The 24,864-nt window shown below is 71.9% G+C and carries 14 protein-coding genes; 7 read left to right on the forward strand and 7 right to left on the reverse strand.

Annotated elements, in window-relative coordinates; translation table 11 throughout:
* Positions 1-247 precede the first annotated feature (247 nt).
* From V1633_RS30435 to V1633_RS30450, 4 genes are all read right to left on the reverse strand, one after another.
* On the reverse strand, positions 248-1,123 hold the full coding sequence (locus tag V1633_RS30435; RefSeq protein ID WP_331217747.1) for a carbohydrate ABC transporter permease: 876 nt from the start codon (positions 1,121-1,123) through the stop codon (positions 248-250).
* Positions 1,116-1,958, reverse strand: a complete 843-nt coding sequence (locus tag V1633_RS30440) for a carbohydrate ABC transporter permease (protein WP_331217748.1) — start codon at positions 1,956-1,958, stop codon at positions 1,116-1,118. Before V1633_RS30440 ends, V1633_RS30435 begins: the two co-directional genes overlap by 8 nt.
* Before the next feature lie 86 nt (positions 1,959-2,044).
* Positions 2,045-3,292 (reverse strand): ABC transporter substrate-binding protein, encoded by a 1,248-nt coding sequence (locus V1633_RS30445; protein WP_331217749.1) that lies wholly within the window; start codon positions 3,290-3,292, stop codon positions 2,045-2,047.
* A gap of 27 nt (positions 3,293-3,319) precedes the next feature.
* Positions 3,320-5,809 carry a glycoside hydrolase family 97 catalytic domain-containing protein gene (locus tag V1633_RS30450; RefSeq protein ID WP_331217750.1) on the reverse strand — a complete coding sequence of 830 codons (2,490 nt, stop codon included), beginning with the start codon at positions 5,807-5,809 and terminating at the stop codon, positions 3,320-3,322.
* A gap of 495 nt (positions 5,810-6,304) precedes the next feature.
* Between V1633_RS30450 and V1633_RS30455 the strand changes: the two genes are divergently transcribed.
* Genes V1633_RS30455 through V1633_RS30470 form a run of 4 tightly spaced genes read left to right on the forward strand, consistent with a single transcriptional unit; the run spans position 6,305 to position 13,908 of the window.
* On the forward strand, positions 6,305-7,237 hold the full coding sequence (locus tag V1633_RS30455; RefSeq protein ID WP_331217751.1) for an ABC transporter ATP-binding protein: 933 nt from the start codon (positions 6,305-6,307) through the stop codon (positions 7,235-7,237).
* Complete coding sequence (locus V1633_RS30460) at positions 7,234-7,956, forward strand: ABC transporter ATP-binding protein (protein WP_331217752.1); 723 nt, start codon at positions 7,234-7,236, stop codon at positions 7,954-7,956. The genes V1633_RS30455 and V1633_RS30460 overlap by 4 nt, the downstream gene beginning before the upstream one ends.
* 7 nt (positions 7,957-7,963) lie before the next feature.
* The gene (locus tag V1633_RS30465) at positions 7,964-11,146 is read left to right on the forward strand and encodes an FtsX-like permease family protein (RefSeq protein WP_331217753.1); all 3,183 of its coding nucleotides are present in this window, start codon (positions 7,964-7,966) and stop codon (positions 11,144-11,146) included.
* Positions 11,143-13,908 (forward strand): ABC transporter permease, encoded by a 2,766-nt coding sequence (locus V1633_RS30470; RefSeq protein ID WP_331217754.1) that lies wholly within the window; start codon positions 11,143-11,145, stop codon positions 13,906-13,908. The genes V1633_RS30465 and V1633_RS30470 overlap by 4 nt, the downstream gene beginning before the upstream one ends.
* Positions 13,909-13,928: 20 nt before the next feature.
* Here V1633_RS30470 and V1633_RS30475 read toward each other — a convergent pair whose 3' ends face one another.
* The 3 genes from V1633_RS30475 to V1633_RS30485 are packed head-to-tail and all read right to left on the reverse strand — an operon-like array spanning position 13,929 to position 18,168.
* Positions 13,929-15,476: a glycosyltransferase family 39 protein gene (locus V1633_RS30475; RefSeq protein ID WP_331217755.1), complete on the reverse strand. Its 1,548-nt coding sequence runs from the start codon at positions 15,474-15,476 to the stop codon at positions 13,929-13,931.
* A 17-nt stretch (positions 15,477-15,493) separates the two neighbouring features.
* The gene (locus tag V1633_RS30480) at positions 15,494-16,513 is read right to left on the reverse strand and encodes a glycoside hydrolase family 26 protein (RefSeq protein WP_331217756.1); all 1,020 of its coding nucleotides are present in this window, start codon (positions 16,511-16,513) and stop codon (positions 15,494-15,496) included.
* Complete coding sequence (locus V1633_RS30485) at positions 16,510-18,168, reverse strand: glycosyltransferase family 2 protein (RefSeq protein ID WP_331217757.1); 1,659 nt, start codon at positions 18,166-18,168, stop codon at positions 16,510-16,512. The genes V1633_RS30480 and V1633_RS30485 overlap by 4 nt, the downstream gene beginning before the upstream one ends.
* A gap of 453 nt (positions 18,169-18,621) precedes the next feature.
* On the opposite strand from V1633_RS30485, the gene V1633_RS30490 reads away from it, so the two are divergent.
* The 3 genes from V1633_RS30490 (at position 18,622) to V1633_RS30500 (ending at position 24,728) form a co-directional block, all read left to right on the forward strand.
* Positions 18,622-20,733 (forward strand): galactose oxidase early set domain-containing protein, encoded by a 2,112-nt coding sequence (locus V1633_RS30490; RefSeq protein ID WP_331217758.1) that lies wholly within the window; start codon positions 18,622-18,624, stop codon positions 20,731-20,733.
* On the forward strand, positions 20,730-21,284 hold the full coding sequence (locus tag V1633_RS30495; RefSeq protein WP_331217759.1) for a hypothetical protein: 555 nt from the start codon (positions 20,730-20,732) through the stop codon (positions 21,282-21,284). The genes V1633_RS30490 and V1633_RS30495 overlap by 4 nt, the downstream gene beginning before the upstream one ends.
* A 423-nt stretch (positions 21,285-21,707) precedes the next feature.
* The gene (locus tag V1633_RS30500; protein ID WP_331217760.1) at positions 21,708-24,728 is read left to right on the forward strand and encodes an AfsR/SARP family transcriptional regulator; all 3,021 of its coding nucleotides are present in this window, start codon (positions 21,708-21,710) and stop codon (positions 24,726-24,728) included.
* Positions 24,729-24,864 lie beyond the last annotated feature (136 nt).

A 24,864-nucleotide genomic window follows, 5' to 3' on the forward strand; every position in this document is an offset into this window, starting at 1 on the left:
CGGGCGAGGGCGTAGACGTTCTTCGCCGTGCTGCCGGCGCCTCGTCGGTGGCTGATCGCCGGAAGCCCGCGCGGCCACCTCGCGCGAACCAAGCCGGCCCAGCCGCACCGATTCCGGGCTGCCGGGGTCCGGGCCATGCACCGGGTCGAGGCGGTGCTGGGGTTCGTCCGGATACCGGAGGGGGTGTCCGGACGAACCGACAAGGCCGCGGGGTTCTCGCCTGGGTCCGGCGCGGCCCGACAATCGTTCAGCCTTTCAAGCCGCTGCTGGCGATACCGGAGAAGAACTGCCGCTGCAGCACCAGGAAGATCAGGATGAGCGGCAGCGACGCGACCAGGGCACCGGCCATGAGGGTCGGGTAATCGGTTCCGAACTGCCCCTGGAGGCCCGCCAGGCCCACGGTGAGCGGGCGCCTGTCACCACGCGGGGTCACGATGAGCGGCCAGAGCAGGTCGTTCCAGGAGTAGAGCGAGGTGAGGACGGCGAGCGCCGCCATCGTCGGGCGGGCCATGGGGAGCATGACGTACCAGAACGTCCGCAGGGGTCCGGCGCCGTCGAGGCGGGCAGCCTCTTCGAACCCGGCGGGGACCGACATGAACGCCTGCCGCATCAGGAAGATCCCGAACGCCGAGAACATGCCCGGGAGCGCCAGGGCCGGAACACTGTCGAGCATTCCGAAGTCCCTGATGATCTCGAACTGCCCGATGAGAAACAACTGGCTCGGCACCATCAGCATGGCGAGGAACAACCCGAACAGGAGCCTGCGTCCCGGGAAGCGGAGCCGGGCGAACGCGTAGCCCGCGAGCGCCGAGACGGTGAGCTGCCCGATCACCCGGAGCACGAGCGCGGACACCGAGACGGTGAGTTGCGCCCAGAACGGCACCGAGCCGAAGAACGTGGCGAAGGCGCCGGTGGTCGGGTCCTCGGGCAGGAGCGTCGGCGGCACCTGCGAGGCCTCGCGGTTGGACTTGAAGATGGTGAGCAGTTGCCAGACGAACGGCGCGACCATGACCACCGCCGCGGCGGCGAGGAAGAGGTGGATGACCCACTCGCCGTGCCGAGACGCCTTCGAACCGGTCGCCGCGCGACGGATCCGCCTGCTTCGCAGGATCTGATCAGTCATAGAACACCCACCGACGTTGCAGACGGAACTGGACGAGGGTCGCAGCCATGATCACCATGAGCAGCACGATCGCGATCGCGGCGCCGTAGCCCTGGTCGAACTCCACGAAGGCCTTCTCGTAGAAGAGGTAGACGATGGTCTTCGAGTCGGCGAGCGCGGTGTTGTTGACGCTGCGGAGCATTACGAAGATCAGGTCGAACATCTGCAGTGCGGAGATCACCGTCAGCACGGTCACCAGGAACACGCTCGGCGACAGCAGCGGCAGGGTGATCCGGAAGAACTGGCGGACCCGCCCCGCCCCGTCGAGCGAGGAGGCCTCGTAGAGGTCCTGCGGGATCGACTGGAGTCCGGCGCCGAGGATGACGAGGTTGATGCCGAGGCTCATCCAGATGCCCACGACGCCGACAGCGTAGATCGTGAAGGTCGCGTCGGCGACCCAGTACTGGCCGGGGACGCCGACCAGCGAGAGGACGTAGTTCAGCAGGCCGAAGTCGCCGTTGTAGATGAAGCGCCAGACCATGCTGACCGCGACCGGCAGGGTCACGACCGGCAGGAAGAACAGGACCCGGTAGACGGCGCGGCCGCGGCCGACCTGCTCGATGAGCGCGGCGAGGACGATCGCCACGGGTACGCCGAGCAGCAGGATCGCGGTGTACAGCGCGGAGTTGCGCAATGCCTGCCAGAAGCGTCCGTCGCCGAGCAGTTCGGTGTAGTTGTCCACTCCGGTGAACGTCCCCGGTCCGAAGGCCGGTACGTCCATGAAGCTCTTGCCGAAGGTGGTGAGGAACGGCCAGAGGTAGAACGCGACGAGGCCGACAAACGCCGGAGCGATCATCAGGTAGCCCCATCCAGGTGAGGGCAGCAGCCCTCCCCCGCGGCGACGGGTGCGCGACCGCGGGGAAGGGCTGACAACGTCGGTGGTCACTGCGCGAGGACCTCGTTGATCGCTGTGTTGTAGGCCCGCGCGGCGTCGGCGGCGCTCTGCTTGCCTTCCCACGCCGGGCCGAGGTACTGGGTCTCGAGGCCGGTCCATTTCGCGGCGTCGCCCGCGATCGGCAGCGGCACCGAATAGTCGACGGCGTCGACGAAGACCTTCAGGTTGAACTCGGGCATCGCGTCGAGCCAGCCCTGCTGGGTGTCCTGGTACGCGGGCAGCACGGCGCCGCTCTTGGCCTGGATGACAGCCGCGTCCCTGCCGCTGGCGAAGATGAGGAACTCGGCGAGTTCCTTGGGGTGTTCGGTGCCGGCGTATCCGGCGTTGAGGATGCCGCTGATCATCGTGGCCCGCTGCTTCGCCTTCGGCAGCGGCGCGACGCCGACGTGGGGGCGCAGCGCCTGGTCGCCGTACAGGCGCTGGGCCCAGAAGGAGCCGGAGAAGTACATGGCCACCTTCTGGTCCATGAACATCTGCACCGCTTCGGTGTCCGAGAGCTGCTTGAGCGTCGGCGAGAGGCCGTCGGCGTGCATCTGGGTCCAGAACTGCAGGCCGGAGATGGCCTCCGGGCTGTCGATGGCGGCCTTGCCGTCGTCGCCGATCACCTTGCCGCCGGCCTGGTAGATGCTGTTGTAGTAGCCGCCCTGGCGGTCGATCGGGGCGGCGATGCCCCACACGCCGGCGGCGGGGTTCGTGAGCCTACGGGCGGCCTCACGCGCGTTCTCCCAGGTCCAGCTGTCGTCCGGGTAGGCCACGCCGGCCTTGTCGAAGAGGGCCTTGTTGAACCAGATGGCATTGGTGTCGAAGTCCTTCGGCAGGCCGTACAGCTTGCCGTCGACGTCGTACAGATCCAGCACGGCTTTGGGGTAGGCGGCCAGGTCGACGCCGGCGGTCTTGACCGCGTCGGTGATGTCGAGCAGCTGGTTGCCCTTGGCGTAGGTGGGGAACTGGTCGGCGAGCATCCAGAACGCGTCGGGTGCGGTACGTCCCGCCGCGCCGACCTGCAGCGTGGACCAGTACTCGGGCCAGGGCAGGACCTGCACCTGCACGTCGATGTCGGGGTGACTGCCCTCGAATGCCTCGGCGATCGCCTCCATCGCCGGCTTCTGGTCGTCGCTCCAGGTGGCGTACGTCAAGGTCACCTTGCCGTCTCCCCCGCCGCCACCGCTGCATCCGGTGGCGGTGAGGGTGGCCAGCACGGCCGCGGCGGCGATCCATCTCTTGCCGTGTCGCATGGTTACTCCTTGGTGGGTGGCCGAGCTTCAGCGCTCGACCGAGGTGGTGGCGGTGGTGTGGTGGAGGTGGAGGCGACCCGACGCCCAGTCGACGTGGGCCGGCTCCGGGTTGTCGGGCAGGGGGTCCGCGTGCAGGCACAGCGTGGCGACGCCTCGGATGTCGACGTCGACGTCGAGCGGAGGTTCACCCGAGCGGACGTCGGCACTGAACAGCCGCACGCCGTCGGCGTGCACGCTCATCCGGGCGGCGGTACCGGGGGCTTCGTCGTCGATGCCGATGCGGGCGGTGAAGCGGTCGGCCGAGCCGCCCGGGTAGAGCTCGATCCGCGACGGCGTGGACGCGCCGAGCCCGTCGTCGAACTCCGTCCCGGCGATGCGCATCCGGCAGCCGTCGCCCGGATTGCCGCCACCGTTGCTCTGGTCGCGCTCGATCGGGCCGCTCTCGTTCTCGAAGGAGACCATCGTCAGCGTCGACAGGCGGTGGGATCCGGGCGTCAGGGGTCGGAACAGGCGGGCGTGCGCCACGACCGGGACGCCATCCGCGCCCGGCGTCTCGACCGTGACCACGCCGGCCCGACCGGGCGCCAGAGCGGCAGGGGCGGAGACCGTCCAGCGGTCACCGCCGAGGTGTTCCGCCGACCAGCCGGGCGGCAGCCGCAGACGTCCGTCGGTCCGCAGTACGGCAGTGCCGTTCGGGTCGAGCAGTTGGACAGGCGGGTCCACCCGCGCAGCGGCCTGCTCAGGCCGCGCGACCGCCCGGTGCAGCCGGGCGCCGTGGGCGGCGAGGATGGCGACGAAGCCGCCGTTGTCCGCCACCTCGACCACCAGGTTGTCGTCGACGGACCGCCGGTCAGCGACCAGGCCGCCGTCAGCGCCGTCGCCGACGATCCAGGCGTCGGCCGGCCCGAGTGCCAGCCGGTCGAGCGGGACGGTGAGACGGCGCGCCGGCCCGGTGGCGATGCCGCCGACGAACCAGCGATCGCCGTGCCGGCGGGCGATGACGGCCTCGTGGTCGGGGTCGCCGGCGAGCAGCAGCGTCTCGTCCCACGCGGGCGCCAGTTCGGCGAGGAACCGCGCGGCGTCCGGCCGGGCGAGGTAGGCGTCGACGTCGTCGGCGAAGTGGGTGATGCCGCATTCGAACGCGACGCTGAGCGCGAGTTCGTGGCCGTCGCTCGTGGTCCGTTTCGGCGCGCCGAACGCGACCGGCGTGTAGTCCATCGCCCCGACCACGTTGCGGGTGAACGGCTGGATCACGTTGTGCGCGGCGGTCAGCGGCGTGTCCTGGTAGAAGACGTAGTACTCGCTGCCACGGACGGCTTCGTAGCCGATGACCTGCGGCCAGGTCCGCGCCCACCCGCGCGGGATGACCGAGCCGTGGAAGTTCACATGCAGGCCGAGCCGGGCGGTCTCGGCAAGGATCGTGTCGTACCAGCGGTAGCGTTCCTTCGACTCGGACTCCATGAAGTCGACCTTGATGCCGGCGACGCCCCAGGACCGCCACAGCGCGAGCTTCGCCAGGTTCTCCGGCCCGTCGAGGTCATGCCAGACCGCCCACAGGTGTACCTGGATGCCACGGCGACTCGCGTACGCGACGATTTCGGGCACCCACGTCTCGTCCCAGCCGCAGTCGATGAGGAGATGCTCCCAGCCGAGGCCGGCGGCGACGTCGACGAAGTGCCGCTGGCGGTGCAGCTGGGCGCCGGAGTAGAAGTCCGACCACCACGACCAGGCGGCCCGCCCCGGCCGTACCCACCGCGCGTCGGCCGACGGGTCGGGCGCCGGCGCCAACTCGTCGACGAAGCGGCTCTCGACGATCGCGGCGAGGTCGCCGATCATGAACACCCGCCAGGGGGTCACGGGACCGCGGGTGATCTCGACCGACTCGTCGGCCAGCGCGAACCGTGCCTCGCCCCCGGCATCGGTCTCGACGTGGGCACCGCTGAACCGGCCGTCGATCGCCGCCTCGGTGAGCAGGACGTAGCCGCCCGCCCGGGGCGAGCGGACGAGCAGCGGGAACCCGTAGGCGCCGGGGGGCAGCTCGGCGAGGTCGGTGCCGAAGCGCGGTGTCTCGTACCAGGTCTGGTAGTCGAGCGCCCACACCCGGGCGTCGGGTTCGAAGGTGAGCCGGGTGCGGTCGGCGTCGAGGCGGCCGTGGCCCTCCAGCCGGGCAAGCACGTAGCGGACGGCCACGCCGTCCACGCTCGCCCGGACGTGGATCTGCCACTCGAGGCCACTCGGGTGGCGCAGCTCGTGAACCGTCTCAAGGTGGGCGTACCGGTGGGTTCCGGTCGCCTTGCCGGACCGGGCGGTCCACTCGCCGGTGATCTCGCGGTCGCGGGAACGCAGGAGGACCGAACCGACGTCCAGGTCGACGCCGCCGACGCGGATGCCCAGCCGGACCCCGTCGAGCACGGTTCGTCCGCCGCACCGCACCCGTAGGACGACGCCGTCCGCTCGCGTCTTCACCTCGGGCTCGACGCGCTCGGGCAGAGCCGTCGGACCGATCTCGTTGACCACATCGTCTCCGTGCCGTGCGGGGGCCGCGCGGGCGGATTCCCTGCACGGCGGGTTCCGACGCTAGGGTCGCGGCAGCCCGCCGGGAATGTTCATTCGAACTGGAAGCCTGGACGATTCGCTTCTATCTGAGCAGGCGGTGTGGCAGCAAGACGGCGCCCACGCCCCCTCCACAGGGACGATCAGCGCATTTGTGACCCGGTTTACGCGCACGTCGGCGGGAAGTCGTACTTACTCGGATACCGGCATGACTCCGCCGCCGACCGTGCGGGGGCCGGGTCGCTCTCGTCCAGGGACACCGGAAAGCCCGCCCAGGGGCATGGTCAACGACGCCGCCGGTTGCGAAGCTGCTTCAATACTGTGTCAACACGGGCAGATGAGGCTCCTGACGCATCACGCGACCTGCGTGCCGGCCAGGTGACACGACGTGCCCGCTCGGTGGGCCTGACCGCCACCCGACGCTAGCTCGAGGTCGGCACGACCTGGACGGAGGAGGGAATGTCCAGCACAGCCCTGTCCCTGCCACAGCCGTCCGCGCGGGCGCCCGAATTCGGCCGGGACGCGCTCATCGTCTGCGAGAACCTGGTGCGGATCTACCAGACCGGTTCGATCGAGGTACAGGCACTGCAGGGACTGGACCTGGCCGTGGACGGCGGCGAGATGGTCGCCGTCGTCGGCGCCTCCGGGTCGGGCAAGTCGACGCTGCTGTCCATCCTGGCCGGCATCGACGCCCCCACCGCCGGGCGGGCCCGGGTCGACCGGTGGAACCTGCTGGCGATGTCCCGCGCGGACCGCGTGAACTACCGGCGGCACACCGTCGGCTTCGTACGGCAGCAGACGGCGAGCAACCTGATCCCCTACCTGACCGCACGGCAGATGGTCGACCTGCCGATGACGGCGGCCCGTGTCGGGAAGAAGCAGCGCCGGGAGCGCGCGGCCGAACTGCTGGGCGTCCTCGGTGTCGCCGACTGCGCCGACCGCCGCCCCGGGCAACTCTCCGGTGGGCAGCAGATGCGGGTCGCGATCGCGGTGGCGCTGGCCAACCAGCCGCGCGTCCTGCTCGCCGACGAGCCGACCGGCGAACTGGACGCCGCCACGTCCGCGGAGGTCTTCGGCGTGCTGCGGGACGTCAACCGACAGTATGGCGTCACCGTTGTCGTGGTGACCCACGACCCGGAGGTCAGCGGCCAGGTCGAACGGACCGTCGCGATCCGGGACGGGCGCACCAGCAGCGAGGTGCTGCGCCGTACCACCACCGACGCGGAGGGCGACACGCACATCATCGCCGAGGAGTACGCCGTGATGGACCGGGCCGGGCGGGTCCAGGTGCCCCGCGACTTCCGCCAGGCACTGGCGCTGACCCGACGGGTCCGGCTGGCCCTGGAGCCCGACCACATCACGATCCGCCCCGACGCGGGAAGCGGCGAATGAGCATCGAGCCGCTGCTCAGCGTGCGCAACGTACACCGGCGTTTCAACACCGGGCCGACCGCCGTGCACGCCCTGCGCGGCGTGTCGTTCGACGTGGCCGCCGGTTCCATGGTGGCGCTCGTCGGCCGGTCCGGCTCGGGCAAGACCACCCTGCTCAACGTCGTCGGCGGCCTGGATCGCCCGGACACCGGCACCGTGCACGTCGACGGCACCGACGTCACCGCGCTCGACGAGGACGGCCTGTCCCGGCTGCGGCGCGAGAAGGTGTCGTACGTCTTCCAGAGCTTCGGGCTGATCCCGGTGCTGTCGGCCGCGGAGAACGTCGCCGCCCCGCTGCGGCTGGCCCGCACCGCCCCGGCCGAGCGCCAGCGGCGCGTCGAGCTGCTGCTGGAGCTGGTGGGCCTGGCCGACCACGCCCGGCAGCGGCCGGCCGAGCTGTCCGGCGGCCAGCAGCAGCGGGTGGCGATCGCCCGTGCGCTGGCCGCCTCGCCCCGGCTGCTGATCGCCGACGAGCCCACGGGGCAACTGGACGCCGAGACCGGTCTGTCGGTGATGGCCCTGCTGCGTGGCGTGGTGGAGTCCGAAGGCGTCACCGCACTGGTGTCGACGCACGACGCGGTGATGATGGCGTTGGCCGACCGGGTGATCCGCATCCACGACGGACAGGTCGACGAACAGGCGGCCGGGCAGCCGTACGAGCACGTGCCGGACGCCACGTGACGCGACGATGCTGAGGCTGGTCAGCCGCCGCGCCCGCGCGCAGTGGCCGCTGCTGGCGGCCCTCCTCGGGGTCGTCACGGTCGGCGCGACCCTGCTGGGCACCTGCACCCTGCTGAGTACCCGCACCACCGAGCGGGCGCTGGAGGTCGCCATGGCCGGCGCCGCCCCCGGTGCCGTCGACGTGACCGCCTACACCGGCACCATCGAAGGCCGGGACGCATCATCCGTCGCCGCCGACACCCGCGCCGTGGTGACCTCCGCGCTCGCACCGTTCCCGGCGACGACGACCGCGCGGGCGTCGACCGTGCTGCGGGCGCTACCACCAGCGCTTGCCCCGGGCACCACCGTTCCGGCCCAGGCGTACCTGTCGGGGCTGGACGACCTGCCGACCCGAGCTCAGCTGATCACGGGACGCTGGCCCCGCGACCCTGGCGACTCGGTGGTGCTGGAGTCCACCGCCCAGCTGCTCGGCCTCACCCCCGGTCGCCGACTCCGCCTCGGCCCGGAGCTGGCCCACGCGCCCGTCCCGGCCCTCGACGTGACCATCGTCGGTGTCGTACGCCCGCTGCCGGGGCGCGGCTGGGACCGCGACCCGTTGGCCGCGGCCGGCGCTGCCACCAACTACCGGGACGGCCGATTCGGGCAGCCCGTCAACGCCTACGGCCCGTTCATCGTCGACCTCGCCGAACTGGTCACCACCGGTGCCACCCTCAGCCGGCTGGAGGTCACCGCCCACCCGGACCTGTCCCACGCCAACCGCCGCGACCTCGAGACCGTGGCCGGGGCCGTCCGCGGTGCCGACCGGCGGCTGGCCGGCACCCTCGGCGAGCGCGTCGGGCTCGGACGCGTCTCCTCCGAACTGCCGCTGACCCTGCGGGCCGCCGACGACCAGCGGCACGTCACCGCCGCCGTCGTGCTCGCCGTCGCCGTCCTCGGCGGTGTCCTGGCCGCGACGGCGCTCGCCCTCGCCGGCCGGCTGACTGCGGCCATGCGCGCCGATGAGACCGCCCTGCTGTCCGCCCTGGGCACCAGCCGCCGCCAGCTCGCCAGCACCGCGACAGTCGAGGCCGGGGTCGTCGCCGCCCTCGCCGCCGCGCTCGCGATACCGGCCTCGTCGGCCGTACACGCCGGCCTGACCCACCTGCCGCCGCTGGACGGCGCCGGCCTGACCGTCCCGCCCGCCGTCACCGGCGCCCAGGTGCTCGCGGTCGCCGGCTGCGCGCTGGTACTCGCCGTCGTCCTCGTCGTCCTGGCGATCCGGCCCGGCAGGCCGGCCGGTGACCGGCGCAACCGGCGCGAACTGCTGGCCCGATCCGGCGCCGACCTGCTGCTCGCCGCATTCGCCGCCGCCGGGTGGTGGCAGCTGTACGCCCAGCCCACCGCCGCCAGCCCGCGCGCCGACGCGGTCCGGGTGCTCGCGCCGGCGCTGCTGCTCACCGCAGGCACCGCCCTGGTGCTCCGCGTGGTGCTGCCCGCGCTGCGCGGCGTCGACCGGTTGGCGTACCGCGCCCGTGGGCTGGTGCTTCCGTTGGCGGCCGCCGACGCGGCCCGCCGGACCCAGGCGGTCGCCGCCGGGCTGCTCGTCGGGCTGGCCTGTGCGGCCGGGACCTTCGGCGTCGCCTTCGACGCCACATGGCAACGGTCGCAGCACGACCAGGCCGCGCTGTCCGTCGGCACCGACCTGGCGCTCACCCTCACCACGGCGCCGGTCGCCGGGCAGGGCGCGGACGTCAGCGCGGCCACCTCGGGGGCGGTGAGCCCGGCCGTCGACCGCGGCATCGCGGTCGGACAGTGGCTCGGCACCGCCGGCGAGGCGCCACGCCTGGTCGCCGTCGACACCACCCGCGCCGACGCGCTGCTGCGCGGGCGGCTGGACGGCGACCGCGGCTGGACGGACGTGGGAGCCGCGCTCGCGCCACGGGCCGAAGTCGCCGGCCTCGCCGTTCCGGCTGGTGCCCCGCTCGTCCTGAGCGGGACCTCAGCCGGCGGCACCTCGCTCGCCGTGACGCCCCGGCTGCTGCTGCAGGACGCCACCGGCCTGCGCACGCCCTGCACCGGTCCCCCCGTACCGCTCGACGGCCGGGAGCACCGGCTGCCCGCGTGCGCGACGGCTGACGGACTGCGCCTCGTCGCGGTGTCCCTGCCGGTCACGGTCGACCCGACCGGGCCGGATGGCGGGTTCGACAGGGTCGTCGGTCCCATCGCCGTAGCCGTCACGCTCACCGTGCCACCCGCCGGACCGGTGGACGGATCGGGGTGGACCGCCACGTCCGCGCCGCCGGTCGCGGAGAAACTGAGCGACCCGAACGTCGTGCTGTCCGGCACGCCGGCGGGAACCGCGCTGCGGATGGCTGCGACCGTCGACCTCGACGGCGCCCCGGACGCCGCCCGGACCCTCGTCGCCACCGCCTTCCCGGACCCCGGCCCGGTGCCCGTCGCCGTCTCCGCCCGCTTCGCCAGCGAGGTCGGTGTCGACGACGGCAGGCAGCTCAGCGTCACGGTCGGCACCACGCCCGTCTCGATCGTCGTCACCGACGTCATACCCACCGTCCCGTCCGCCCCCGGCGCCGTCGCCATCCTGGCCGACCTGGACACGCTGTCCCGCGCACTTGCCGTCACCGGCGACCTGACGTTCCCGGTCGACGCGTGGTGGGTCGGCCACCCCGCCGGGCCCGGTGCCGTCGAGCGGGCCACCGCCCTGCACCTGGGCACCGTCACGACGCGCGAGGCGGAGACCGCCCGCCTCACCGGCGGACCGCTGCGCGCCGGGCTGCCGGCCGCGCTCCGGCTGATCGTCCCGGCTGCGGCCCTGCTGCTGCTCGCCGGCATCGTCCTGCACGTGACCTGCGACCTGCAGGTCCGCGCCGTCGAGGTGGCGCGGCTGCGTGGCCTGGGGATGCCCCGACGCGCCATCCGGGCCGTACTGCTCGGCCAGCACGCCGGCGTTCTGCTGCCGCTGCTCGCGGCGGGGGCGGCCGTCGGCGCGCTCGCCACCCGCGTCGTCGTACCCCTGCTCGTGCGCTCCGAGACCGGCGCCGCGCCCGTCCCGGCCGCCCAGCCACAGTGGCCGTGGCCAGCCGAGGCCGCACTGCTCGCCGTGCTGTTGGCCGGGTGCACGCTCGCGGTCGTCGCCGTGGTCACCGTCCAGGTCCGCCGGGCCGACGCCGCGCACCTGCGGGTGGCACCGTGAACCGGTGGCTGACCCGCCGCTGGCCGGCGCCGCACTGGCCCAGCGTCCGCGGCCGCGGCCGCGCCGACGCCGGACCGCTGCTGCTCACCGCCACCGTCATCGCCGCTGTCGCGCTGCTCGCCGGGGCCGTGCCGGCGCTGCTGCGCACCGCCGCCGACGACGCCGTCCAGGACACGGTCCGCCGTGCTGGCGGCGACGCGGACGTTTCCGTACACGCCAACTGGGAGCGCGACGACGGCCCGACCGGCGGGCGTGTCCGGATACCCCGCGTCGCCGAGGACGTCGACGACTTCCGCAGCCGGGCCGTGGACACGCTCGGGCCCGAGCTGGACGCCGTCCTGCTCCCACCCGTCGCCGTCGTCGACGGCCCGGTCCTCAGCATCACCGACGGCAGCGTGTTGCGTACCTTCCAGTTCACGTATCTGGCCGATGACTCCGGCGGCCCGGACGTAACCTGGATCGCCGGCAGCGCGCCCGGCCCCGCCGTCCCCGATCCGGACCGGGCCGTCGAGATCCCCTACACCGGACCGCCCTGGCCGGTGCAGGTCGGCCTGTCGGAGGCGGACGCCGCCGCGCTCAACCTCGGCCCGGGCGATCGGATCCCGCTCAAGGACGTCCAGGGTCGGGACAGGGACGTGCGGATCAGCGGGATCTACCGACCTGCGGACAGCGCCGACCCCACCTGGCGACTCGCCCCGTCGCTGTTGCGCCCCGTGCCCGGCGCCGACGGCGTGGGCACCACCCGGTTCGGCGGCCTGCTGTCGCGCGAGTCGCTGCCGGACGCCCGGCTCGCCGTCGACGAGGACCAACTGCGGCGCAGCGTGCGCTTCGCCCCCGAACCCGGCACGCTCACCTGGGACGCCGCCGCGGCGCTCGCCGGCACCGTGGTCACACTCAAGGCCGCCTCCGGCTCGTCGAGCGTCCGCGACCAGTCCCTGAAGTGGGAATCTCAACTCGACACCGTCCTGCGCGACGCCCGTACGCAGATCAGCGCCGCTTCCGCACAGGCCGCTGTCCTGCTCGCCGGGGTGTTGACCGCCACGGTACTGGTCCTGCTGCTCGCCGCCGACCTGCTGGTACGCCGCCGTACCCCGGCGCTGGGCGCCGCCCGGCAGCGTGGAGCGGCGCTGCCCGACCTCGGCGCGGAACTGCTGATCGAGTCCGTCGTGTTGGCCCTGTCGGCCGCCGCCGTCGGGCTCGTGCTCGCCCGCGCGGCCGCTGCGGGCGTCTCCTGGTCCTGGGCCGTACCCGTGGTCCTGGCCGGCGCCGTCGCCGGGCCGGCGTTCGGCACACTCGCCGCCGCCCGGGCCAGCCGCGACCGGCGCAGGCCCGCCAACCGGGCCGCACGGCGCTGGATCCGTGGCACCAGCCAGCTGCGTCGTACCGCCCTGGAGGCCGCGGTCCTGATCGCCGCGGTCGCCGCCTTCGTCGCCCTGCACCAGCGCGGACTCCTGCCCGCCACCCCCGACGGCGACACCGGTGAGCTGACCGGCGACCTGGCCCTGCCCATGACCGCCCCCGCCCTGGGCGTGCTCGTCGGCGCACTCGTCCTGCTGCGGCTGCTGCCCCTCGGGGTGTGGTTGGCGCTCCGGCAGGCCCTGCGCTCGCGCCGTCCGCTGGCCGTGTTCGGCGCCGCCCGGGCGGCCGAGACGGCCGGGCGCGCGCTGCCGCTGCTGGTGCTGGTCAGCGCCACGGCGCTGGCGTCGTTCACGCTCATCCTCGGCACCACCGTCACCCGGGGCCTGGCCGACGGCGCGTGGAGCGCCGTCGGTGCCGACGCCCGCCTCGACGTCGGCGCCGACGCCGCGGCCTCCACGCCGGCACTCGCGGAGCGCATCGCTGCCGCACCCGGGGTAGGGCAGGTCGTCGTCGCGCAGGTGACCGACTCGGCGCACGTCTTCGCCGACTCGACGTTGCTCGCCCCACGCCTGGTCATCGTGGACGCCGCCGCGTTCCAGCGCCTGCTGGCCGCCACCCCGCTGCCGGACGCGCCGGCGCTGGCCCGGCTCGCGGCACCCGGTCCCGGCTCCGGGGACGTCCCGGCGCTGGTCCGATCGAGCGACGGCAGCCTGCGGACCGGCAGCCGGTTGCAGCTGCCCCGCGACGACGCACCGGCGATCCGTCTCGCCGCGGTCGGTACCGCCCCCTCCGTCGGCGGCGCCACCGACATCGTCATCGTGGACGCGACGGCCCTCGCCGCCGCCGGGCTGCCCGCCGTCCCGAACACCGTCTGGGTGACCGGCCCCGGCGCGGCGCAGGCCGTGTCGGGCAGCGGCGTCGCCGCCGACGTCGTGCTGCGCGCGGACGTCCTGCGGGCGCAGCGAGCAGCCCCGCTGACCGCAGGGCTGCTGCGCCTGGCGTGGACGGCCGCCGTGGCGCTGCTGGCGCTGGGGCTGCTCGGCCTCGCGCTCGCCGCGGCCGCGGGTGCGGCGGAGCGGTGGCAGACCCTGACCCGGCTGCGGACACTCGGCCTGCGGCCACGCGACGCCCGCTGGGTCGCCGCCGGAGAGCTGCTGCCACCGGTCGTGGTCGCCGCGGTGTGCGGACCACTGCTCGGCGCCCTGCTCGCACGTCTGACGCTCGGCCCGCTCGACCTGCGGCTGCTCACCGGCCAAGCCGCCGCCCCGGCGGCGGTTCTGCCGTGGTGGATGCTCGGCCTGGTGAGCGTGGTGCTGCTGGCGGGGGCCGCCACGGTCGTTCCCGTCGAGTCGGCGCTACGCCGGCGCGACCGGCTCGGCGAGGTGCTCCGCGCGGGCGAGTGACCGCCTGGTGCCTCGTCCGTCTAGGTGGCGGGTGCGTTCCGGGTGAGCAGCACGAGGCGCACCATCTCGAAGCTGCCCTGCGGCGTCGCCTTGTACGCCGCCAGCAACTTCCGGCGCTCCGGCGGCAGCCCGTCCAGCGGATCCTTGCCGTAGCCGGTGCTGATCAGCCAGATCCGTTCCGCCTCCGGAGCCGTACAGACCGGAGTGCCGGGGCTGCCGCACTCCCGGGCCGAGTACGACCCGCGCGCCACCGAGGTGACCGCGACGAAGACGTCGCGCGGTCGCTGGTCGTCGCGCATCTCGTAGTCGACCGCCTCCCGAGCCAGGTCGGAGAGCTGACCGAAGACGTCGTTGTAGGCGATGCCGTCGCCCGGCTTCATTCCGGCCCGGATCGCGTCGATGGCGCCTCGGTAGTCGGGCTGTCCGCTGACCGGGCTGGCCCGGACCTCGCGCTGGTCCGGCAGTACGAGGTAGCCGAACGCCGGGAGCAGGAGCACCGCGCCGAGCGCCCACGCCCAGGACCGGCCGCGCAGCACCAGGCCGCCCAGCCCGCAGATCGCGGCGGCGGCCAGCAGGGACCAGGCGGGCAGGGTGAACAGCACGTACCGGGCGAGGAACATGTGCAGTACGGGGTAGGTCACGTAGACGAAGACGATCGGCAGTACGGCCCAGACGACGACCGCCGGCGCGATCCTGGGGTGGGCACGCCAGAGCAGCAGCGCGCCGATCAGAGCCAGTCCGACCACCACCCCGGCCGCGGTCCAGGAGAGGAAGAGTTCCCGGGGGAAGTTCCGGACGGCGTCGAGATCCGCCTTGATCCAGGAGATCGACGCCGACTGCCGGGAGGCGAACGAGAGCAGCGGGATCACCCCGAGGCCGGCAATGCCGACGGAGCCGGCCCACTGGTAGCGCCGCTCGTCCTCGCCGTTGGTCTCCCGGCCCACCAGCACCAGGTGCGCGGCCAGCACCACCAGCGAGGCGAAGTGCACCATCCCGGCCGCGACGAGGCTCACGCCGTACAGCACCCAGCGCAGCCGACCCGGCCGTTCCATCGCCCGGAGCAGCAGCAGGGTCGCGAGCGTGACCAGCATGGTGACCACGGCGTAGGACCGGGCCTCCTGGGCGTACCGGCTGATCGCCGGGATGCCGGCGAAGAGCAGCCCGGCCACCACCCCGACCGGGGTGTTGACCACCCGGCGGCCGATCAGCGTCAGGAAGGCCGCGGCCAGCGCCATGGCGGCCACCGAGGGCAGCCGCATCGCCAGCGGCGAGTCGCCGGCCACCGCGATCCAGGCTTTGACCAGCATGATGTAGCTGGTGTGCACCAGGTCGGTGTTCGACAGCAGGTGCGCCAGGTCCCGGAACGACAGGGTGGCGGCGTGCCAGGTGGCGTACTCGTTGTTCCACATCTGCCGGTCGCCGGCGCCGGTCGTGCCGATGCCGAGGGCGGCCAGGAACGGGACGACCGCGAGCAGTCCGGTGTACCGGCCGGGGCGCTGCACCTCCGGTTCCGGCGGGGTGCCGCCGGTGGGCGTGTCGACCTCTGCGCGCTCAGGAGCGAGGACCATCGCCCGAGACCCCTCCCCTACTCAATCCGGAATCCGAATGCCGTGTTCTTCGCCTCGGCGCGGAACGCGCGTAGCGAGGCGTTGTCGCGGTCGATGTTCCACAGACCCGAGCCGTTGATGTTGAACCAGATGAAGCCGAGCACGTCCGGGTTGTCGGCGACGCCCTCGAACAGGTCCTCGATCTGGTCCGGTCGCGTGCCGCCCGGCTCGGCGGCCGTCTCCACGAGCAGGAACGCTTTCTTGGTGAAGCCCCTGATCTGCCGCATCGTCGGTTCGAAGAGGGTGTCGAAGGTCTTCTTGCCCTTGTGCGTGTAGTAGCCGTCGATGCCGATCCAGTGCACGTACTCGTCCCCGGGATAGTACGGCTTCAGCTTGACGCTCGGCATGGGGTTGATCACGTTCGGCGTCCAGGCCCAGATGACGTTCGTCGCACCGACCTGGGCGAAGATGGTGTGGATGTGCCGCCAGGCGGCGACAAAATCGGCGGGCTTGTTGCGCTGCCGACCCCACGGATACCAGTTGCCGTTCATCTCGTGCGCGAAGGTCAGCACGATCGGCAGGTTCAGCTTCCGTACGGCGGTCGCGAAGGTGGTGACGTACTCGTCCTGCTTGCCGGCCGCGATGTCGGCCAGCTTCGGCTTGAACGGCTCCCACCGGACCACCGGCAGCGCCCCGTACTGGTAGATCTGCCGGGCCTCGGCGGCGGCGAAGGCGTCGTCGAAGCTCTCGTAGATCGGTACCAGGTTGGGCGTCTTGCCGACCTTCTTCGCGAACTGTTCGACCTTGGCGACGTGCGGGTCGTCGGCGTCGGCGTCCACCGCCACGCCGAGGAACTTCTTCTCCGGGTCGAGCAGGTGCGTGACATCGTACGGCGGCGTCGGGGTCGGACCTGGCGTCGATCCCCCGACCACCGGGCCCGATTCCCCGGTGGCGACGGAGCGGAGCAGTTGCGACATGTTGACCCGGCTGAGCGCGGCGTACTCGACTACGGCGATCGCCATGATGGTGAAGGCGATCACGAGGTGCCGGGTTTTCACATCACGACCTCGACATCCTTGCGCGGATCGACCAGCAGGGCCTGGCAGACGATGGCCAGGAAGAACGCGCCGCTGAGCAGTGCGGGAGCGAAGATCAGCGCGTCGTCGGTGAGCATCCGGTAGGCGGCGATGGCCACCCAGAGCAGCCCGACGCCGAACGTCCAGTACCGCAGACCCAGCCAGAGCCGGCGGGTCTTGCTCTTCGGCGCCTTGCCGCCGGTGGGTTGCCAGCCCATCCGCCGGCCGCGCAGGATGTCGATGATCGCGAAGGCGTGCGCCCAGCCGTACAGCAGCTTGACCGTCCAGGCCTCCAGGCCGTACCGGCACCTGTGCCACATCGGGAAGAGCACGAAGTTGTAGATCACGCTCGGCAGGATCAGCAGGTAGTTCGCCAGGGCCATCTCGTCCGGGAAGAGGACCAGCATGACCAGCGGGATGATCGGGCCGACGAAGGTGAACAGCCCGGTGTGCAGGTAGTAGCAGAAGCCGGAGATGTAGCTCAACCGGGACCGGATGCGCAGTTTGGTCTCCCAGAACTTGCGCGAACCGAGCAGGCTCATCGAGCCGGCGCACCAGCGGTACTGCTGGGTGAAGAAGGAGTCGACGTCGTCCGGGCAGAGCCCGGCCGCCAGCACCACCGGGATGTACCGGAGCTGCCAGTTCTTACGCCGCAGGTCGAACCCGGTGTGCACGTCCTCGGAGTGCTCGATCAGCGTGGAACCGCCGATCGAGTCCAACGCGGCCCGGCGGTAGATCGCGCAGCTTCCGACGCAGATCGCCGCGTTGTGGTTCTGCCGGGAGACCTGCACCGACCGGTAGAAGAGCTCCTGGACCGCACCGGCACCCCGCTCGACCCAGCCCTGGCCCTTGTGCACCCGGAAGTACTGCGGCGACTGCACGATGCCCAGCGTCGGATCGTCGTCGAAGTGCGGCAGCATCTCGTCGAGCATGTCGTGCCGGGGTGTGAAGTCGGCGTCGAGGACCAGGATGAAGTCGGCGAGGGTGCGTTCGAAGGCGTACCGCATGTTGCCGGCCTTCTTGAACCAGCCCCGGTTCGGGCGGCGTTGGTAGACGAAACTGAACGCCAGCGCCATCCGCTCCATGTCCTCGGTCGGCGAGTCGTCCAGCACGTAGACCGTGACGTTGCCCCGGTAGTAGAGGCTCATCTGGCGGACGTACTCCCAGGTGTTGGCGAGCACGTGCGGCGCCTCGCCGCAGACCGGCAGGAAGACGTCGACCGCCGGGTACCGCTCCGGCCGCCAGTCCTTGACGATCTGCCGGTGCCGCTTCAGGTCGAAGCCTCGGGTGAAGATGTTCACCCAGACCGAGATCAGGTAGTAGGCCAGGGTGAAGAACATCAGCGGGGTCAGCACCAGCAGCCACGGCGTGAGCCGGACGAAGAGCACCTGGCTGGCGACGAGCGAGCCGAAGCTGATGAAGGAGAAGCACATCAGGCCGGCGAGCCTGCGGTTGCGGTAGGAGTACTTCTCGTCGTCGGTCGGCGGCAGCGGCACCGGGGCGTACGCCGGGCGCAGCGGCTCCGCCGGGTCCTTCGAACCGGAGCGCTGCCGGGGTACCCGCAGCGTGCCGGGCACCCGGAACTCCGCCGTCGCGTCGAGCGGCGGCGCACTTCCGGTACGGGTTGACGGACCCACCGAGATTTCCCCCTAGGCGATTGAGCGTGCCGTACCTCTGCGGAGACGTGGTGTCAACGCAGGCTCCGGGCTTGTTGATGCAGGCTTCGCGCGCCGACCTTCGGCCGACGCAGTTGGTTCGTAAGTCAAGGTGACCGCGCGGCACGACAACAAGTTTTGTGAACAGAAGCACAGAAGCCGCCCGGCGGTCCGTCCGACTTCGATGCGATGCATAGATCTGTCCCGATTGTCAGACTTCTCACCGTCCGCCGATCACGCACCGACCCCCGAAACCTAAGGATTCTCGGATTCCGGTCGCAATGGTCCGTTCGGTCGAACGGACGTGATCACCGTCCGTAGCGAATCATTCCGGCCAGCCGTGGGCACCGCCCTGAACCGCGCACCGGAGCCCCTTGGCCCTTCCCGCTAGAATCCCGGACGGTCCAGCACGGAGCAGGGGCGAGGGGACACAAAATGGCTGAGGTCGAGCTCGGGAACGCTTGGCAAGCCGCGCCGATGTGGAGTCCCGAACTCCGTCGGCGGTTGGGCGGATTGCTCACCCTCCTCCTGCTGATCGCGCTCACCCTGGTCGCGAGTCCCGCCCAGGCCGCCACGAACCTGGTGCAGAACCCGGGTCTGGAGTCGGTGGCAGGTGGCTTCCCGACCTGCTGGGAGAAGAACGGCTACGGCGACCAGGCGCACACCATCGGCACGACCACCGACGCGCGCAGCGGCAATGTCGCGGCAAAGATAGACATCACCGAGTACACGTCGGGTGACCGTAAGGTGATGATGCAGCGGAACGCGACCTGCGCGCCGAAAGTCACCGCGGGCCGCCAGTACGACCTCTCGGTCTGGTACAAGTCCACCACCGTGGCGGCGGCCATGACGCTGTTCCGGCACGACCCCACCGCCGGCTGGCAGTACTGGATCGACGTGGCGACCCTGCCGGCGACGAACACGTACAAGCAGAAAAGCGTCCGCACCCCGCCGCTGCCGGCCGGCACCGACCAGATCAGCTGGGGAATCAGCCTCTACGGCACCGGCACCCTGATCACCGACGACTACTCGATGACCGACGCGACCACCGCGCCGCCCACCCCGGTCTGCACCGCCGGGGTCGCCTGCACCAAGGGGCAGTGGCAGGTCATGCCGTACCAGTCGACGGTGCGGGGCATCCACGCGGTGATGCTGCACAACGGGAAGGTGCTGCTGGTGGCCGGCTCCGGCAACGACACCGCCGCGTTCCGGGCCGGCACCTTCAAGACCGCCGTCTACGATCCGACCACCGGCGTCTTCACCAACGTGAACACCCCCGAGGACCTGTTCTGCGCCGGCCACGTCCAGTTGGCCGACGGCAAGGTGCTGGTGATGGGCGGCAACAAGGAGTACCCGAAGCCCGACGGCAGCGAGGGCTTCAAGGGGCTGCGCAGCTCGTACCTCTTCGACCCGGCGACGAACTCGTACACCAAGACCAACGCGATGACCGCCGGCCACTGGTACCCGTCGGCGACCATCCTCGGCAACGGTGACGTCATCTCGCTCGGCGGGCTCGGCGAGGACTCCACCGGCACCGCGTTCACCGAGTACTACAAGGCCGCCGAGAAGCGTTGGCTGGCCTGGAACGAGGTGAAACAGACCTGGAAGTGGTGGGGCCTCTACCCGACGATGGTGCTGATGCAGGACGGCCGGCTCTTCTACACCGGCAGCCACACCTTCGGCGACGGCCTGCCCGGCACCGGCGCGTCGATCTACGACTACAACGCCAAGACCATCGTCGACGTACCCGGGTTGCAGAAGAAGGACGAGCGCGACCAGTCGATGAGCGTGTTGCTGCCGCCGGCCCAGGACCAGCGGGTGCTCACCCTCGGTGGCGGTAACGGCCACACGGCGGTGGACGCCAACCGGTTGACCGACATCATCGACCTCAAGGCCGCCAGCCCGAGGTACGTCCCCGGTCCGCTGATCCCGCAGGGCACCCTGACCGGCGGCACGCCGCAGAGCCCGGGCCAGGGCAAGATGTACGTCTCGGCGGTGCTGCTGCCGGACGGCACGGTCTTCGAGACCGGTGGCGCGCTGCACAACCGGGCCGACCCGGTCTTCGAGGCGTCGATCTTCGACCCGATCTCGAACACGTTCCGGCCCCGGATGGCCGTCGACCCGGTGCCGCGCACGTACCACTCCTCGGCGTTCCTGCTGCCGGACGGCCGCGTGATGGCGGTCGGCGACAACCCGGGTAACGGCACCTTCGACATGCGCATCTCGATCTACTCGCCGCCGTACCTCTTCCACGGGACCCGGCCGCAGATCCAGTCGGTGGCCAGCACGCAGTGGGCGTACGGCAGCACCCAGAAGATCACCGTCTCCGCGCCGGTGGTCCGGGCCTCGCTGATCCGGCCGGCCGCCGTCACCCACTCCTCGGACCCGAACCAGCGCTTCGTCGAGCTGCCGATGACGGTCGCCGGCAACACCATCGGGCTGAACGTGACCAGCAACCCGAACCTCGCCCCGCCCGGCTGGTACATGCTCTTCGTGCACGGGGCCAACGGGGTCCCGTCGGTCGCCAAGTGGGTCAAGGTCGGATGACGGGCCGGATGGACGCCGCCCGGCGCTGGCTGGGCGGCCTCGGACGACGTCAGCGATGGATCGCCGGAGGCACCCTGATCGCGGTGCTGGCGTTGACGGTCGGCGGCTGGCTGCTGCTGGATCGGGACGCCACCGGCTCGGCGGTCTGGTTCGGCGGCGGGCCGGAGAACTCGGCCGGCACCGTCGAGGCGACCCCGGGGGAACAGCCCGAGTCGGAGTCGCGGCCCGACGGGGCGGGCGTGGTGCGGGACCAGGCCGGCTCAGCAATCTCCGCGCCGCCCCGGGTGCTGCCCTTCGCCGAGCAGCCCGGCGCTCCGGAGGCGCCGATCCCCTCGCCCACCGCGCCGAACGAGATCCGCGAGGGAAACGAGGGCTGCGACTACGCGTACGGCGACCGCACCGTCTGCGTACCGTGGCAGTTCCCGGACGGTGTCACCGCCCGGTGCGACTGGCTGAAGGAGCGGGGCTACAAGCCGCTCAAGGTGAACGGGCGGGACCGGCATGGCCTGGACCGCAACGGCGACGGAACGGCCTGCGGCCCGGGCGACTGACACGGCGGCGGCGCGGGTGCCGACAACTCGTTGAAGAAGGGCGGCAGAACCGCGAGGTCCACGGGTGCCGGCGCGACACTGGCTGGGTTACGGATCGTGGTCGGCGGGGCCGACGACCCAGACTGGACTCCGTCCCCACCAGACAGTCGTCCCGGTCAGCCGGTGCCGCATTGCGACAGTCCTTGCCGCCGAGCTCAGCCTGCACGGCGGTGGACACCGCGCGAAGCGCGTCGCCGTCGTGCATGGTGATCTGCAACTGGCCGGGTCGCTCGGCGTCCCTTGTTAGGGTGCTTTCTGACGGTGACGCCGCACCTTCTCCACCCGGCGGCCGTCGACGCCCCTTCCCGTACCAGTCGTTCCGCCCAGGAGGACCATGCGGCCGTCGACGCTTTCGCGGGCCGCGCTCGCGAGCGACCGAGCGCGATGAGCGTCCCGCTGCCCGCCGGCGACCCGGTGGTCGGGGTACTCGGCCCGCTCGAGGTCACGGTCGACGGCAACCCGGTGGACCTCGGCGGCCCACGGCAACAGGTCGTGCTCGCGGCCCTCGCGTTGGAGGCGAACCGGCCGGTCCCGGTCAGCCGGCTGCTGGACATCGTCTACGGGGCGGCCCCACCGTCAACCTCCCGGGTCCAGGTGCAGATCTGTGTGTCGGCGCTGCGCCGGCTGTTCGCCGAGCACGGCTGCGGGGACGACGTCATCGCCACCCGGTCCCAGGGGTACGCGCTCCAGGTCCCTGACACGCAGGTCGATCTGCGGCGCTTCGGTGACCTGGCAGCGCAGGGCCGGCGGTTCCGCGACGAGCGCCGGCTGGACCGGGCCGTCGAGTGCTACCGCCGCGCCCTCGCCCAGTGGCGCGGGCCGGCCCTGGACGGACTGGTCAACCCGCTGCTCCGGCCGGCGGCGGACAGGCTGGACGAGCAGCGGATCAGCCTGATCGAGGACTGTGTCGAGCTGGAACTGGAGCTGGGCCGGCACCACGACCTGATCGCCGAACTGACCGCGCTCGTCGAAGAACATCCCATGCGGGAACGGCTGCACGGGCAACTGATGCTCGCGCTCTACCGGTCACAGCGGCAGGCCGAGGCCCTGGTGGTCTACCGGCGGGCCCGGCGTGCGCTGGTCGACGAACTCGGCATCGAGCCCGGCACCGAACTCCAGCGACTCGAACAGGACATCCTCACCGGGAACGCCCGACTCGATCCGCCGGAACCGGCCGAGCCACCCCGCACCGGGCCGGCCCAGCCGGCCGCTACCGGGCCGCTCCTGCCGGTCCCCGCCGCGCCGCGGCTGCTACCCACCGACATCGCCGACTTCACCGGTCGGGCCGAGCAGGCCGAAGCGATCGAACGGCACCTCACCGGCACGCGGGAGGATCGGACCCGGTTGGCGGTACCGGTCCTGGTGGCGAGCGGCATGGCCGGGGTCGGCAAGACCACACTGGCAGTACATGTGGCGCACCGGCTCTCGGACCGATACGTCGACGGCCAGCTTTTCATCGACCTGCGGGGACAGACCACGCGGCCGGTGGATCCCAACCGGGTCCTGGAACGCTTTCTCCGCGTACTGGGGGTGCCGGGCACCGCACTGCCGGAAACGCTCGAGGAACGCGCGGAGATGTACCGGCACCTGGTCTCCGGCCGGCGGATCCTGGTGGTGCTGGACAACGCCAACGACGAGGGGCAGGTGCTTCCACTGCTGCCCGGGACCCCCTCCGCCGCCGTACTGGTCACCAGCCGCAGCCGGCTGGCCGGGCTGCCCGGCACCGGTCATGTCGAGGTCGGTCTGCTCGATCCCCATCACTCCGTCGAACTGCTGACCAGCGTCGCCGGGCCGGAACGGATGCGGACCGAGCCGGCCGCCGCCGCGGAACTCGCCGAGTTGTGTGGTCATCTGCCGCTCGCGCTGCGGGTGGCCGGCGCCCGGCTCGCCACCCGACCCCAGTGGGCGGTGAGCCAACTGGTCGAGCGGTTGGGCAACGAGACCCGCCGTCTCAACGAGCTGAACCACGGCGTGCTCGGCATCCGGGCCAGCATCTCGCTGACCTACGACAGCCTCCCGGAGCAGGCCCGCCGGTTGTTCCGGCGGCTCGCCCTGCTCGACTTCCCGCACTTCTCCGGTTGGGTCGCCGCGGCACTGCTCGACCAGCCCGGCACCGCGGCGCAGGACGTGCTCGACGATATCGCCGACGCACACCTGCTGGAGACCACCGGGTCCGCGCGCGGGGTGCACAGCCAGTACCGGTTCCACGACCTGATCCGCGCGTTCGCCCGGGAGCGGCTCGCCGCCGAGGAGCCGGTCGTCGACCAGGGACCCGCGCTGGCGCGGGCGCTCGGCGCCCTGCTGTGCCTCGCCGACGCCGCGCACCGGGCCTGCTACGGGGTCGAGCACCGCGACCTGCGTAGCGACGCGCCGCGCTGGCCGGTACCGGAGCGGCTGGCCGAGGAACTGGTGTCGGAGCCGATCGCCTGGCTCGAGCGGGAACGGCTGAGCATGCTGGCCGCGGTACGCCAGGCCGCCGGGGCCGGGTTCACCGAACTCTCCTGGGACCTGGCCCAGCAGGCCGTCACGCTCTACGAGGCGCGGGGTTACTTCGACGATTGGCGCGAGACCCACACGATCGCCCTCGACGCCGCCCGCCGGGCCGGGGACCGGCACGGCCAAGCAGTGCTGTCGTACTCGTTCGGGTCACTGTTCGACGCACAGCGGCGGTTCAGCGAGTCCCGGCGATTCCTGGACGTGGCGCTCGACCTGTTCGGGTCCACCGGCAACGACGCCGGGCGGGCTCACGCCCTCCAGCACATGGCGATCATCGACCGGCTGGGTGGCCACCTCGAAGACGCCATGGCCCGGTGCCGGCAGGCGCTGGCAATCTTCCAACGCGCAGGTGATCTGGTCTACTCGGCATACGTGCTCCACAACCTGGCGGCGATCGAACTACAGGCCGGAAACCCGAACGAGGCCCACCGGGTGCTGACCGAGGCACTGGACCTCAGCCGGCGCGGCGGCAGCCGCCGGATCGAGGCGCAGGTCCTGTACCGGCTCGGCGAGACCCACCTGCACCTCGACGAACCGCTCTCGGCCGTCGACGCGTACACGGCCGCGCTGGCCGCGGTCGAGGACACCGCTGACCCGATCGGCCGGGCGTTCGCGCTGTGCGGGTTGGGCACCGCGCTTCTCCGGGCCGGCAAGGTGGACAGGTCGGAGACCACCCTGCGCGAGGCGCTGCGGGCGGCCGCCACCGTCGGCGACCGGCTCTGCGAGGCACGCGCGCTGCTCGGACTGGGCGAGTTCGACCTGGCCCGGGACGAGCCCCGGGCGGCAACGGCGTACCTGCGGCGGGCGCTGGAGCTGTTTCGCGACATCGGCACACCGCCGTTCGTGTCGAGAACGCTCGACCTGCTGGCCAGGGCCGAGCGGGCCAACCTGCCACCGGCGGACGCCTGACGGGTGCCGTTCGGTCACCCAGGTCCCGCCGTACCGGCGCAGGCCCTCCCGATGCCCGCCCGGACGGACGCGACGCCCGGTGCCGTAGCGGTCGGCGGATGGATAACGAGCCGAATACCGATCGATAAGGCGATTG

It is taken from the genome of Plantactinospora sonchi (assembly GCF_036422035.1).
Taxonomy (GTDB): domain Bacteria; phylum Actinomycetota; class Actinomycetes; order Mycobacteriales; family Micromonosporaceae; genus Plantactinospora; species Plantactinospora sonchi.